Source organism: Kitasatospora sp. MMS16-BH015 (assembly GCF_002943525.1).
In the GTDB taxonomy this organism is placed as follows: domain Bacteria; phylum Actinomycetota; class Actinomycetes; order Streptomycetales; family Streptomycetaceae; genus Kitasatospora.
Genome location: NZ_CP025394.1, coordinates 5,117,223 through 5,130,476 on the forward strand (window position 1 = coordinate 5,117,223; position 13,254 = coordinate 5,130,476).

Genomic DNA, 13,254 nt, shown 5'->3' on the forward strand with positions numbered 1-13,254 from the left:
CGTCAGCCCCCGTTCGTCATCCGCCGCCCCATCACTCGTGAGACGACCTCCAGCAGCAAGCCTGCCACCACCGCGATGCCCACACCCGTCCATGGATCACGTGTGCCGTCCAGCGAGAGCTGGAAGAAGTTCGACAGCCAGGGCACCAGCAGGACGAGTGCGAACGCTCCCCCCATCGTGCCGATCAGGGCCAGCCGCCACCAGGTGTACGGGCGGGCCACGATCGCCAGCACCCAGATGGCGACCAGGAAGAGGGTCAGGGTGGCCACGCTGGTGTCGGCCTTGAGGTCGGTCGCGTGGTTGGCGCGGGCCAGCATGTAGGCGGTGAAGGTCGCGGTGCCGGCGATCACCCCGCCGGGGATCGCGAGCCGCAGGACGCGGCGGACGAAGCCGGTACGGGCCCGTTCGTTGTTGGGGGCCAGGGCCAGGAAGAAGGCCGGGATGCCGATGGTGAGGGAGCTGAGCACGGTGGAGTGCCGGGGCAGGAACGGGTACGGCACGTGGGTGAAGACCACCAGCAGGGCCAACAAGACCGAATAGACCGTTTTGACCAGGAAGAGCCGCGCGACCCGTTCGATGTTGCCGATCACCCGGCGGCCCTCGGCCACCACCGAGGGGAGGGTGGCGAAGCTGTCGTTCAGCAGGACGATCTGGGCCACCGCCCGGGTGGCCTCGCTGCCGGAGCCCATCGCCACGCCGATGTCGGCGTCCTTGAGCGCCAGCACGTCGTTGACGCCGTCGCCGGTCATCGCCACGGTGTGCGCCCGGGACTGCAGGGCCCCGACCAGGTCGCGCTTCTGCTGGGGCGTCACCCGGCCGAAGACGGTGGTGCGGTCGGCGGTCTCGGCCAGCTCCTCGGGGGTGGTGGGGAGGGTGCGGGCGTCCAGCGGGTGGTCGGCCCCGGGCAGCTCAAGGTGGGCGGCGACGGCGCCGACCGAGACGGCGCTGTCGCCGGAGATGACCTTGACCTCGACCTGCTGGCTCTCGAAGTAGCGCAGCGTCTCGGCGGCGTCCGAACGCAGCCGCTGACGCAGCACCACCAGGGCCAGCGGGCGGAGCTCGGCGGCCGGGTCGGGGGCGTCCAGCGGCAGCGGCGAGCGGCCGAGCAGCAGCACCCGCAGGCCCTGCGAGCCGAGCTCGTCCACCTCGGCCAGCGCCGGGTGCCCGGCCGGCAGCAGCACGTCCGGTGCGCCGAGCAGCCAGCTGGCCTCGCCGCCCTGCGGCTCCAGCAGCTGCACCCCGCTCCACTTGCGGGCGGAGGAGAAGGGCATCGCCTCCAGCACCCGCCAGCCGCCCTCCTGCTCGCCGCCGTAGGCGTCGAGCACGGCCTGCATGCTGGGGTTGGGCCGGGCGTCGGCCCGGCCCATCGCGCCGAGCGCCTGGCCGAGCACCGCGCGGTCGGTGAGCAGGTGGTTGGCCAGCGGCGCGCCAGGCCGCAGCCGCTCCTCGGCGGGGGCCTGCGGCGCGTCCAGCGGGCGCAGCTCGACCAGGTCCATCCCGCCCTCGGTGAGGGTGCCGGTCTTGTCCAGGCAGACGGTGTCCACCCGGGCCAGGCCCTCGATCGCGGGCAGCTCCTGCACCAGGCACTGCTTGCGGCCCAGGCGCACCACGCCGATCGCGAAGGCGACCGAGGTGAGCAGCACCAGGCCCTCCGGCACCATCGGCACGATGCCGGCCACCATCCGGCGCACCGCCTCGCGCCAGTCGTGCTTCTCCACAGCCAGCTGGCTGACGATCAGGCCGATCGCGGTGGGCACCAGCAGGTAGGTGATGAACTTCAGGATCGAGTCGATGCCGCTGCGCAGCTCCGACTTGACCAGGGTGAACCGGCTGGCCTCCTCGGCCAGCTGCGCCGCGTACGCCTGGCGGCCGACCTTGGTGGCGGTGAACGCGCCGGCCCCGGCCACCACGAAGCTGCCGGACATCACCTCGTCGCCGGGGCGCTTGAGCACCGGGTCGGGCTCGCCGGTGAGCAGTGACTCGTCGATCTCCAGACCGTCGGCCTCGGTGACCAGGCCGTCCACGATCACCTTGTCGCCGATGCCGAGCAGCACGGTGTCGTCGAGCACGATCTCGCCGACCGAGACCTGCTGCGCGGTGCCGTCCCGCCGCACCTGGGGCTTGGCCTCGCCGATCAGGGCCAGGCTGTCCAGGGTCTTCTTGGCCCTTAGCTCCTGGATGATGCCGATCGCGGTGTTGGCCACGATCACCAGGCCGAACAGGCCGTCCTGGATCGGGCCGACCACCAGGATGATCGCGAACATCACGCCGATGATCGCGTTGAACCTGGTGAAGACGTTGGCCCGGACGATCTCCCGCAGCGAGCGGCTGGAGCGCACCGGCACGTCGTTGACCTGGCCGTTCGCGATCCGCTCGGCCACCTGGGCAGTACTGAGCCCGGCGCGCCGGTCGGGCCCGAGGCCGCTGGAGTGCGCGCCCGGGGCGGGGCCGCTGCCGTGGTCGGTGGTGTCTTCCGCGGGATGCGTCATGAGACCGACTCTAGGTGGGTGATTTGTCCGTTGCGCCCTCCCGTGGGGCGATTCGGGCCAACCGAGTGGCGGGGCCCGCCCGGGGTGCTCCGGCCGGTCAGGCGGGCTTGCGGGCCTCGATCAGGAAGCGGGAGGAGTGCGCGACGAACGGGCCCTCGGCCCGGATCCGCGCGTCCAGTGCGCGCAGCCGCTCGCGGTACTGCTCCACGGTGAAGCCCGGCACCATCCAGATCACCTTGCGGAGGAAGTAGACCACCGCGCCGATGTCGCGGAACTCGGTGCGCAGCGACTCGAAGCGCAGGTCCGTCACCTCGAGGCCGGCGGCCTGTGCGGCGGCCCGGTCCGTCTCGGGGTGGCGGGCCCGGCGGACCTGCTCGGGCTGCGGGCCGAGGAAGTACTCGACCAGCTCGAAGACGCTGGAGTGGCCCACGTGCTGGGCGAAGTAGCTGCCGCCGGGGGCCAGCACCCGGGCGATCTCCTCCCACCAGACGGTGGCCGGGTGACGGCTGGTCACCAGGTCGAAGGCGGCGTCGGCGAAGGGCAGCGGCGGCTCGTCCGGGTCGGCCACCACCACGGCGCCCAGCGGGTGCAGCAGGCGGGTGGCCTTGGCGATGTTGGGCGGCCAGGACTCGGTGGCCACCGTCAGCTTTGCCAGCGCCCCGGCGCCGGCCAGCACCTCGCCGCCGCCGGTCTGGACGTCCAGCGCGGCGGAGGCGGTGGCCAGCCGGCCACCGAGCAGCCGCTGGTAGCCCCAGGACGGGCGCTGCTCGGTGGCCCGGCCGTCCAGCCAGCTGAAGTCCCAGCCGTCGACGGAGACGCTGTCGGCCTCGGCGACGAGGTCCTCGAAGGTGCGATCGCTGTGGTCCATGGGGCCATCGTCGCGGAGTGCCGCCGTGCGGTTCCACCGATTTACGGGTGAAACGCCCGGAAGGGGGCGAAACGGACCTCAGTCGGCGGTGGGGGCGGCCTGCGGGCCGGCGGCGCCGGCTGCCTCGCTGCGCCGGATGGCGGCCTGGCGGGCGCGGCAGTACCAGAGGCCGATCAGGCCGAGGCCGGCGCCGGAGAGGCAGATCCACGGCCAGTAGTGGTGGCCACCCGCGCTCAGGCTGTCGTCGAAGGGCAGCAGGGCGAGGAAGGCTAGGAACCAGAGCACCGTGCCGCCGCCGACGATCGCGACGTCGTTCACCTCGTAGGGCGGCGGGGAGGGGTGCAGCGGGGTCTTGGCCATGGGGCATAGCGTACGGGGCCGGTGGGGCCCGGGTGGAGAGGCGGCGGCGACGTCCTGGCGGAGACCGACCGGGAGTGACCGTAAGTGGCGTGTTCTACGCGCGAAGATGGCGCGTGCACGACCGAGGAATCCATACTTGAGACTCCGGTGAGCCTCCCCAGAGCCTGACCGCTCCCGGCTCCGCCCGGCTCACCGTCGCTCCGGGCGATTCCTCCTCTCCCCCCCCACTCGACGAGGACGTCCGATGTCTCCGCAGGCCCAGCCGACCACCACGTCGCCCGAGCCCTCCCAGACCACGCCGCCCGGCGGCGTGCTGGACCGTTACTTCCGGATCTCCGAGCGCGGCTCCACGCTCGGCCGCGAGATCCGCGGTGGCACGGCCACCTTCTTCACCATGGCCTACATCCTGGTGCTGAACCCGATCATCCTGGCCAGCGCCGTGGACGTGCACGGCGCCCACCTCAGCAGCGCCCAGCTGGTCACCGCCACCGCGCTCACCGCCGGGCTCACCACCCTGCTGATGGGCGTGATCGGCAACGTGCCGATCGGCCTGGCGGCCGGCCTCGGGGTCAACACCATCGTCGCCCTCCAGCTCGCCCCCAAGATGAGCTGGCCGGACGCGATGGGCATGGTGGTGCTGGCCGGCTTCGCGATCATGCTGCTGGTCGCCACCGGGCTGCGCGAGCGGGTGATGAACGCGGTGCCGCTCGGCCTGCGCAAGGCCATCGCGATCGGCATCGGCCTGTTCATCGCGCTGGTCGGCCTGGTCGACTCCGGCTTCGTCACCCGGATGCCGGACGCCGCCCACACCACCGTGCCGGTGCAGCTCGGCGGCACCGGGCACCTGGTCGGCTGGCCGGTGCTGGTCTTCATCCTCGGGCTGCTGCTCACCCTGGTGCTGGTCATCCGCAAGGTGCCGGGCGCGATCCTGATCAGCATTGCGGCGATGACCGCCTTCGCGGTGCTGCTCGACCAGGCCGCCACCATCGCGCCGAGCGCCTGGGGCCTGACCGTGCCGGTCTGGCCGGGCAACCCGGTGGCCGCGCCGGACTTCGGGCTGGTCGGTCAGGTGAGCCTGTTCGGCGGGTTCCACCACGTCGGGCTGGTGACCGGCGTGCTCTTCGTCTTCACCGTGCTGATGTCCTGCTTCTTCGACGCGATGGGCACCATCCTCGGCGTGGCCGACGAGGCGCACCTGCTGGACGAGAAGGGCGACCTGCCGGGCATCAACAAGATCCTGATGGTGGACGGCATCGCCACCGCCGCGGGCGGCGCCACCTCCTCCTCGGCCAACACCTGCTTCGTCGAGTCCACCGCCGGCGTCGGCGAGGGCGCCCGCACCGGCTTCGCCTCGATCGTCACCGGCGGCCTCTTCCTGCTGGCCCTCTTCTTCACCCCGCTGGCCACCATGGTCCCGGCCCAGGCCGCCACCCCGGCCCTGGTCACGGTCGGCTTCCTGATCCTGGCCAACTCGATCCGCGAGATCGACTGGAACGACTACACGATCGCCGTCCCGGCCTTCCTGACGATGATCATGATGCCGTTCACCTACTCCATCACCAACGGCATCGGCTTCGGCTTCATCGCCTTCTGCGTCCTGCGCATCGCCGCCGGCCGCTTCCGCGAGGTCCCGGTCGCGATGTACGCGGTCGCCGCCGTCTTCGCCTTCTACTACGCGATGCCGGCCCTCGGCCTGAGCTGACCCGGCCCTCGATCGGACGGCCCCGCACTCGCCGGAGTGCGGGGCCGTCACTGCTCGATCCTCATGTTCCACCGCACGGTGGCCTCCGCGTCGACGCTGACGCTGATGTCCTTGGGGGAGCCGAGGTGGAAATTGTTCCTCACCGGAGTGACTGCCCCGATGGTGCAGGGGATGGTGGTCGTGGAGACCGGCTCCATGTGCAGGACGAGGGATCCGCCGGTGCAGAGGATGGTCACCAGGAGGTCGCCCTTGCCGACGCTGATCGAAGCCACCGTGGTGCCTCCGGTCCGGAGCGGTACGGATGCCAGGGTGGTGGTGCCGGACTCCGCCGGAGGGAGGGGCGGCAAATCGAGCGGGGTCGGTGTCGTGGCGGAGGGCGAGGCGGGTGAGGCCGGCAGTGGAGCTGCGGTGCCGGTGGCTGTCGGGGCGACTGACGAACAGCCGGCGACCAGGCCGACGAGGAGCGCGGTGCCGAGGAGGGCTCCGCTCCGCTGATTCTTCCGTGTTGCCATGGCTGTCCGTTCTGAGCTGAGGTCGGCCGCCGCGGGGCGGCGGCCGACGGTGTCATGCGATCCGGGCCGGTCAGTTGCTCCAGGTGTTCCAGCCGACGTACCAGGGGCTGAAGGCAGTCAGCCCGGTGGCAGTCGAGGAGCAGTCCTCTCGGTTGACGTGGTAGGTGCCGTAGGTCTGGAGTCGCCAGACCCCGTAGGTGGCGTAAGCGGTGCGCCCGGGGCTGGTGGTGACCGTGGTGGAGTTGCCGAGGCTGGCGGTGAGGGAGGCACTGAGGCTGACGCCGGTGCTGGCGGAGGCGCGGGCGAGCACGATCCCCGCATCGGCCGAGACACTGGCATTGATCGTCATGCCGACGGTGCCGCTGATCTGAGCCGAGAAGGTCGATGTGGCGTCGTGGGACGTGCCGTTGTAGTTGGCCTGCGTGGGGCCGACTCCGAACAGGGTCCGGCCTTGGTTGCTGATGCCGTCGTACCACGCCTCGTAGTTGCAGTGGTTGACGTTCGGGCCCGGGACGGCGCTGCCGGCGGCAATCGCTGTCGGCGCCGACAGGAAGGTGGCTGCTGCCGAGGCAGTTGCCACGATCAGTACGGCCTTGCGTCGCATGAAGTGCTCCTCGTGACGGTGACGGGTAGCGGTGCCGGTGCCAGGGCCCTTGGCGGTCGGCGTTGCTACGGGTGCTCTGTAGACGCAGGACGAAGTCGTTCGTATGACAGGGAGAGCAAGATCTTCTTCCGTGCGATCGGTCATGACGGCCGGCGTAGGCGGGCGATGCCGCGGGCTCGAAGCCGTGCAATGGTGCCGCGGTGGACTCCGAGGCGTAGTGCCGCCTCGTCGAGGGTGTAGCCGTCGACATCGACGAGGGCGACGGCTCGGGCCTGGCCGTCCGTCAGCGTGCGGAGGATCCGGAGTGTCTCCAGTTCGGCCTCGCGGCGTTCGATCGGGCGGTGTGACGGGGTCTCGGCCACTGCCAGGGGAGCTTCGTGGCGTTCGCGCCGGTGACCGTCGTACGCGGTGGTGATGACCGAGCGGAGCGCGTAGGCGAGGGGATTGGGGTGTTCCAGCAGGTCGAGTCTCCTGCGGAGGAGCTTCTCGCAGACGGACTGCACGACGTCATGGGCGTTTGCCGGGGCGTACCAGGACGCCTGGCGGTGGAGTTCCGGAAGCATGGCGCAGATCAGGGCGTCCGCTCTCTGCCGTAAGTGGTCTCCGTCTTCCGGTTCGATGCTCGTGGATGTCGGCTGAGTGGAAAGTGGCAAGGCTGTCCCCCCTTGTCGGTGCCGGGCCTCGTGGCCGAGCCTTCGGCGCGGTGCTTCTGCGATGCCCAAGCGACAGAACCATCAGAGTGCCTTTCTTGACCGTGACTTGAGGAAGAACAGAGCTTCGGCAGGCGAGATCGGATAGTCCTGGTGGAAATCCGTCGAGTAGAGCGGTCAATTCCGACCAGTCGTGGATGAGTTGTGTAGTCGCCGCTCGGCTTCCACGCATGGACTGCGACGGGGGCTCGTTGGCGTTCGAGCGGTCGAAACTGCACGGTCTGTTGGCATATTCAGGCGAGTGGGGGCAGTTGTGGACATACCGGAGTGGGCGGGGGGTCGATGCGGTGGGGTGGGGAGGGAACGGGGCCGGTTCGCGAGGGTGAGGGAGCAGGCATGGGCGGTGGCGCGGGCAGAGCGGCCGAGCGGAGGTTCCGGGGGTTGCTGGAGGCGGCGCCGGACGCGATGGTGATCGTGGACGACGCCGGGGTGATCACGTTGGTGAACGCGCAGACGGAGGCGCTGTTCGGGTACCGGCGGGAGGAGCTGCTGGGGCGGCCGGTGGAGCTGCTGGTGCCAGGGCGGTTCCGGGGGCAGCACACCCGGCACCGGGACGGGTATGCCGCCAACCGGCAGGTACGGCCGATGGGGGCGGGGCTGGAGCTGCACGGGCTGCGCAAGGACGGCACCGAGTTCCCGGTGGAGATCAGCCTGAGCCCGCTGGAGACGGCCGAGGGGATGCTGTACTCGGCGGCCGTACGGGACGTCAGCGACCGCAAGGCGGCCGAGGCGCGGATCAACGAGCTGGCCGCGCTGGTGGAGTCCTCGCAGGACGCGATCCTGGCCAAGACGCTGGACGGGCGGATCACCTACTGGAACGCCGCCGCACAGTCGCTGTACGGGTACTCGGCAGCCGAGGCGCTCGGCCGCCACGTGGCGATGCTGGCCTTGCCGGAGCACCACGAGGAGATCACCGTGCTGCTCAAGCGGCTCGGGGCCGGCGAGCGGGTGGAGCACTTCGAGACCCTGCGGGTCACCCGCAGCGGCGCCCTGGTCGACGTGGACGTGACGCTCTGGCCGACCAGGACGGCCGACGGCACCGTGACCGGGGCCTGCGCGATCGTCCGGGACATCGGCGACCGCAAGCGGGCCGAGGCCGAGCTGACCGTGCTGTACGAACAGCAGCGGCACATCGCGCTGACCCTCCAGCGCAGCCTGATGGGCACCCCGCCCGCGATCCCCGGCCTGGCCACCGCCAGCCGGTACCTGCCGGCCACCCAGGGGGCGGGGGTGGGCGGCGACTGGTTCGACCTGATCCCTCTGGGTGCCGGGCGGGTCGGGGTGCTGATCGGAGACGTGATGGGCCGTGGGCTGGAGGCCGCCGCCGTGATGGGCCAACTCCGTTCGGCCGCACACGCCCTGGCCAAGACCGGGATGGAGCCCCGGCAGCTGATGCAGGCGCTGGACGCGGCCGTCACCGACCTGGAGCTGCCCGACCAACTGGTCACCTGCTGCTACCTGGTGATCGCCCCTGACACCGGCGAGGTGACCATCTGCTCGGCCGGCCACCTGCCCACCCTGCTGGCCGCGCCCGGCGAGCCCGTCCGGGTGCTGCCGGCCCCGGTCAGCGCGCCGCTCGGGGTGGGCGGCATCCCGCACCAGCAGCAGCGGACGGCGGTGCCGCCCGGCGCCACCCTGCTGCTCTACACCGACGGCCTGGTGGAGACCCCCGGCGGCGACATCGAGGCCGAACTCGACCACCTGGTCGGCGTGGTGGGAAAGGCGTTCGAGGCCGGGTCGGGCCGGGAAGGGCTGGAGGCGGTGGCTGACCACGTACTGGGCACGCTGCTGCCGGACGCCGAGGGCCACAACGACGACGTCACGCTGCTGCTGACCCGGTTGCCCGAGGCACCGCTGGCCACCGTGAGCACCGAACTGCCGGCCCGGGCCTCGGCCGTGGCGGAGGCCCGGGGCTTCCTGGCCGAGGCGTTGACCGCCTGGGGCTGCGCCCATCGGGCGGACGACGCCTGCCTGCTGCTCTCGGAGCTGCTCACCAACTCCGTCCGGCACGCCCGGGGGCCGATCGGGCTGCGCCTGCACCGCACCGCCGACGAGCTCACGGTGGAGATCAGCGACCACAGCCCGGAGCGCCCGCACCCCCGGCTGGCCACCGACGAGGAGGAGTCCGGCCGGGGTCTGATCATCGTCGACACGCTCGCCGAGAGCTGGGGCGTGCGGCCGAACGGGACCGGGAAGACCACCTGGTTCACCCTGCACTTGTGAGCGCTAACGGGGTCGATTGCGAACGGGAGGTGACCGACGGGTACGGAGCGTGAGCGTTGGGTGAGGAAATCGGCCGCAAGTTCGGGTTTAGCCGCCTTGCATGTCCATGACCATGGTTGGATGGGCGGGCCCGGTGCGCCGGGCGGGGTGACGTCCGGGTTGGGGGCCCGGTGGATCGGAGAGCACCACGGGGATTCGACAGTACTGCTGACTCACAGTCGGAGGGGCCACCTTGCGCATTCTGCTGATCGCCAGCGCGTTCAACAGCCTTACCCAGCGGGTGCACACCGAACTCAGAAGCCGTGGGCACGTGGTGGGTGTCGAACTGGCCCTGGGTGAAGACGTGATGCGGGCCGGGGTGGCGCGGTTCGAGCCGGACCTGATCGTGGCGCCGATGCTCACCAGAGCGATACCCGAGGACATCTGGTCCCGGCACACCGTGCTCATCGTGCACCCGGGCCCGAAGGGCGACCGCGGGCCCTCCTCACTCGACTGGGCGATCCACGAGGGCGCCGAGGAGTGGGGCGTCACCGTGCTCCAGGCCGTGGCGGAGATGGACGCCGGGCCGATCTGGGCCTCGGTGGCCTTCACCGTGGAGCCCTGCGGCAAGAGCGAGTTGTACCGGAACGAGGTGGCCGCCGCGGCCGTCGAGGGCGTGCTGCTGGCGGTCGAGCGCTTCGGCTCCGGCCGCTACCGCCCCGAGCCGCTGGACTACGACCGCGAGGACGTGCGGGGTCGGCTGCGGCCGTACCACGGCCAGGAGCACCGCCGGATCGACTGGCAGGCGGACGACACCGCCACCGTGCTGCGCAAGCTGCGCTCGGCCGATTCGCAGCCCGGGGTGCTGGACGAGATCGACGGCCGCGAGTACTTCCTGCACGGGGCCCACCCCGAGGACGAACTGCGCGGCAAGGCCGGCGAGTTGATCGCCCGGCGGGAGGGTGCGGTCTGCCGGGCCACCCGGGACGGCGCGGTCTGGCTGACCCAGCTGCGGGCCCGCCGCACCCCCGGCGGCCCGGTCACCTACAAGCTGCCGGCCACCCTGGTGCTCGGCGAGCTCGCCGAGGCGCTGCCCGAGGTGTCGGTCAAGCCGTTCGTCGCCGCCGGGCGGCAGACCTGGTCGGAGCTGCGCTACCGCGAGGAGGGGGAGGTCGGCTACCTCGAATTCGCCTTCCCCAGCGGGGCGATGAGCACCGAGCAGTGCCGCCGGCTGACCGCCGCCTACCGGGCCGCCGCCGACCGGCCGACCTCGGTGCTGGTGCTCGGCCCGGCCCGGGACTTCTTCTCCAACGGCATCCACCTCAACGTGATCGAGGCGGCCGAGGACCCGGCCCAGGAGTCCTGGGAGAACATCAACGCGATGGACGACCTGGTCGAGGCCATCCTCACCACCACCGGCAAGGTCACCGTCTCCGCACTGGCCGGCAACGCGGCGGCCGGCGGCCTGATGCTGGCCATCGCGGCGGACGAGGTCTGGTGCCGCAGCGCGGCCGTGCTCAACCCGCACTACCGGCTGATGGGCCTGTACGGCTCCGAGTACTGGACCTACACCCTGCCGCGCCGGGTCGGCGAGGAGCAGGCCCGGCGGCTCACCACCGAGGCGCTGCCGGTCGGCGCGGCCGAGGCGCTGCGGCTCGGCCTGGTGGACCGGGTGGGCGGCGGCAGCGCGGCCGAGTTCCGCGAGTGGACCAGGCGGCAGGCCGCCGAGCTGGCCGGATCTCCCGAGCTGGCGGGCAAGTTGCTGGAGAAGCAGCGCTGGCGGGAGGCGGACGAGGCGGTCAAGCCGCTGGCCCGCTACCGCGAGGAGGAACTCGCCCGGATGCGGCGGAACTTCTTCGAGCCGGAGGAGCCGTACCACCGGCTGCGGCAGGAGTTCGTGCACAAGGTCTGCCCGACGGCGACCCCCGAACACATCAGGGGCGAGGGCAAGTTGGTCGGCTCCGAGGCCGGCCGGGGCTGAACCGCCGCAGTACTGGAGCGGCGGAGGAACGGCAACGCGGAAGGGCTCGTCCCGTCGGGGGGTGGGGACGGGCCCTTCCGCTGCTCTCAGGGTAACTCTGTTTTGCCGAAAGCGAGTTGTGGTCAGCGACGGACGGGGTACCCGCTGCCGGACGGGGCCAGCGGGGCGGCCGGGCCGAGGAAGACCGACTGCTGGGCGTTCTGCTTGCTGGGCGCTGCCGCGAAGGCCAGCGCGCTGACGAACACGTAGGTGCCGAAGCCGACGGCGAGCGGGAAGACGAACTCCAGCGCGGGCACCCCGGCGGTGGTGTGCCGGATGCCGTCGGTCAGGTGCACCGAGACCGCGAACATGCCGGTGTAGTGCATCGCGCAGACGGCGACGCCCATCACGGGCGCGGCGGCCAGCACGGCGCGGGTGCCGCGGATGTTCAGGGTGGCCCAGAGTGCGGCGGTGGCCGCCAGGACGGCGATCGCGATCGAGGCGGCCACCGTGAGGGGCGCGTACTCGACGGTGCCGGGCAGTCGCATGGCCGCCATGCCGAGGTAGTGCATCGCCGCGACGCCCAGTCCGGTGGCCAAACCCCCTACCGGGAGGGCCAGGTTGGGCCGCTTGCTGTAGCCGACGGCGAAGATGCCGGCGCCGACCACCACGATCGCGATCACCAGGCTGAGCACCGTGAGCAGGACGTCGTAGTGCACCTCGGCGCCGGAGACGGAGAAGCCCAGGATGGCGATGAAGTGCATGGTCCAGATCCCGCCACCGAGCGAAATCGACGCGAAGACAAGCCAGTTGCGCCGGGTGCGGCCCTCACTGAGCAGGGCCCAGCGGGTCGAGCGCAGGGCCACCAGGGCGCCCAGGCAGGCGGCGAGGTAGGACAGCGCAGGCGTCACCCAGCCGTAGACGGCGTGGTTGAGATGGGCCAAGAGAACTCCCGTGCTGGGTGGGCGTGATGGGGTTTCGTGCCGTGTTCCTGACAATCCGGAGCGTAATTCTTCGGTTGCGCTACGGCAAAACTCGCCAAACGCGGCGAAATTCGGCGAACTGGCAGGTCAGGAGCGGTACTTCACGATCTGCACATGAAGTCGCCATGGAGTCTCGACCGGATGTTCAGGTGGCGCGGCCCGACTTGCGGCTTGATCAAATGATTTTTCTTTAGGGAGGGTAATGACGTAGGCTAAGTACATGCCCGAGATGTCCGAGGATGATCTGGCGGCGATCAGCCAGCTCAGGTCCTCCGCGATGCGCCTTGCCCGCCGACTCCGACACCAGCGTGTCGAGGAGTCGCTCAGTCCTACCGAGATCGGGGTGCTGGGGACGCTCGGGAGGTGCGGGAAGGCGACCCCGGGTGAGCTGGCCCGGAAGGAGCACGTGCAGCCGCCTTCGATGACCAGGATCATCGCGATGCTGGAGGAGAAGGGCCTGGTGCGGCGGGAGCCGCACCCGGAGGACCGGCGGCAGGTGGTGGTGAGCGCCACCGAGCAGGCCGAGGCGATCCTCGCGGAGAGCCGTCGGCGGCGGAACGCCTGGCTGGCCGAGCTGGCCGAGGGGTTGAGCGAGGAGGAGTGGGCGCAGCTGAAGGCGGCGGCGCCCGCGCTCTACAAGCTCGCGCACCTCTGAGCCGCGTTCTGCGACCGACGCACCGGCCCGGCCCGGCCACGAGGGAACGGCCCGGGCCACGAGAGAAGGAGTACCGCATCACCGCAGGACCGATACGAGAGAACAGTCGCGTGCGCGTCGCCCCGGCGGCGCGTGCGCACCGAGGGGAGACCAACGTGACACCGCCGGCCTCAGCTGCCGCCGCCACCCGTACCGACGACTCCGGCACC

The 13,254-nt window shown here is 71.1% G+C and carries 11 protein-coding genes; 4 read left to right on the plus strand and 7 right to left on the minus strand.

What is annotated here, in order from left to right:
* Positions 1-2 precede the first annotated feature (2 nt).
* The 3 genes from CFP65_RS22250 to CFP65_RS22260 all read right to left on the minus strand — a co-directional run bounded on the left by CFP65_RS22250 (position 3) and on the right by CFP65_RS22260 (position 3,717).
* Complete coding sequence (locus CFP65_RS22250) at positions 3-2,489, minus strand: HAD-IC family P-type ATPase (RefSeq protein WP_104817839.1); 2,487 nt, start codon at positions 2,487-2,489, stop codon at positions 3-5.
* 97 nt (positions 2,490-2,586) lie between these two features.
* On the minus strand, positions 2,587-3,357 hold the full coding sequence (locus tag CFP65_RS22255; RefSeq protein ID WP_104817840.1) for a class I SAM-dependent methyltransferase: 771 nt from the start codon (positions 3,355-3,357) through the stop codon (positions 2,587-2,589).
* 78 nt (positions 3,358-3,435) lie between these two features.
* Positions 3,436-3,717, minus strand: coding sequence for a DUF2530 domain-containing protein (locus CFP65_RS22260; protein ID WP_104817841.1), 282 nt, complete (start codon positions 3,715-3,717; stop codon positions 3,436-3,438).
* 244 nt (positions 3,718-3,961) lie between these two features.
* Here CFP65_RS22260 and CFP65_RS22265 point away from each other — a divergent pair, with 244 nt between their 5' ends.
* Entirely contained in the window at positions 3,962-5,419 is a 1,458-nt protein-coding gene (locus CFP65_RS22265) for an NCS2 family permease (RefSeq protein WP_104817842.1), read from the plus strand.
* 47 nt (positions 5,420-5,466) lie between these two features.
* Here the strand turns inward: CFP65_RS22265 and CFP65_RS39140 are convergent, their stop codons facing one another.
* The 3 genes from CFP65_RS39140 to CFP65_RS22280 form a co-directional block, all read right to left on the minus strand.
* On the minus strand, positions 5,467-5,691 hold the full coding sequence (locus CFP65_RS39140; protein WP_158702312.1) for a hypothetical protein: 225 nt from the start codon (positions 5,689-5,691) through the stop codon (positions 5,467-5,469).
* Between the two features lie 310 nt (positions 5,692-6,001).
* Complete coding sequence (locus tag CFP65_RS22275; RefSeq protein ID WP_104817844.1) at positions 6,002-6,535, minus strand: hypothetical protein; 534 nt, start codon at positions 6,533-6,535, stop codon at positions 6,002-6,004.
* Between the two features lie 140 nt (positions 6,536-6,675).
* The gene (locus CFP65_RS22280; RefSeq protein WP_371682445.1) at positions 6,676-7,257 is read right to left on the minus strand and encodes a sigma-70 family RNA polymerase sigma factor; all 582 of its coding nucleotides are present in this window, start codon (positions 7,255-7,257) and stop codon (positions 6,676-6,678) included.
* A 324-nt stretch (positions 7,258-7,581) separates the two neighbouring features.
* Between CFP65_RS22280 and CFP65_RS22285 the strand changes: the two genes are divergently transcribed.
* Entirely contained in the window at positions 7,582-9,468 is a 1,887-nt protein-coding gene (locus CFP65_RS22285; RefSeq protein ID WP_168219621.1) for a PAS domain S-box protein, read from the plus strand.
* 232 nt (positions 9,469-9,700) lie between these two features.
* Complete coding sequence (locus tag CFP65_RS22290; RefSeq protein ID WP_104817846.1) at positions 9,701-11,428, plus strand: hydrogenase maturation protein; 1,728 nt, start codon at positions 9,701-9,703, stop codon at positions 11,426-11,428.
* 122 nt (positions 11,429-11,550) lie between these two features.
* Here the strand turns inward: CFP65_RS22290 and CFP65_RS22295 are convergent, their stop codons facing one another.
* Positions 11,551-12,351, minus strand: coding sequence for an MHYT domain-containing protein (locus CFP65_RS22295; RefSeq protein WP_104817847.1), 801 nt, complete (start codon positions 12,349-12,351; stop codon positions 11,551-11,553).
* A 259-nt stretch (positions 12,352-12,610) separates the two neighbouring features.
* On the opposite strand from CFP65_RS22295, the gene CFP65_RS22300 reads away from it, so the two are divergent.
* Positions 12,611-13,045: a MarR family winged helix-turn-helix transcriptional regulator gene (locus CFP65_RS22300; RefSeq protein ID WP_104817848.1), complete on the plus strand. Its 435-nt coding sequence runs from the start codon at positions 12,611-12,613 to the stop codon at positions 13,043-13,045.
* The last annotated feature ends 209 nt before the right edge of the window (positions 13,046-13,254 follow it).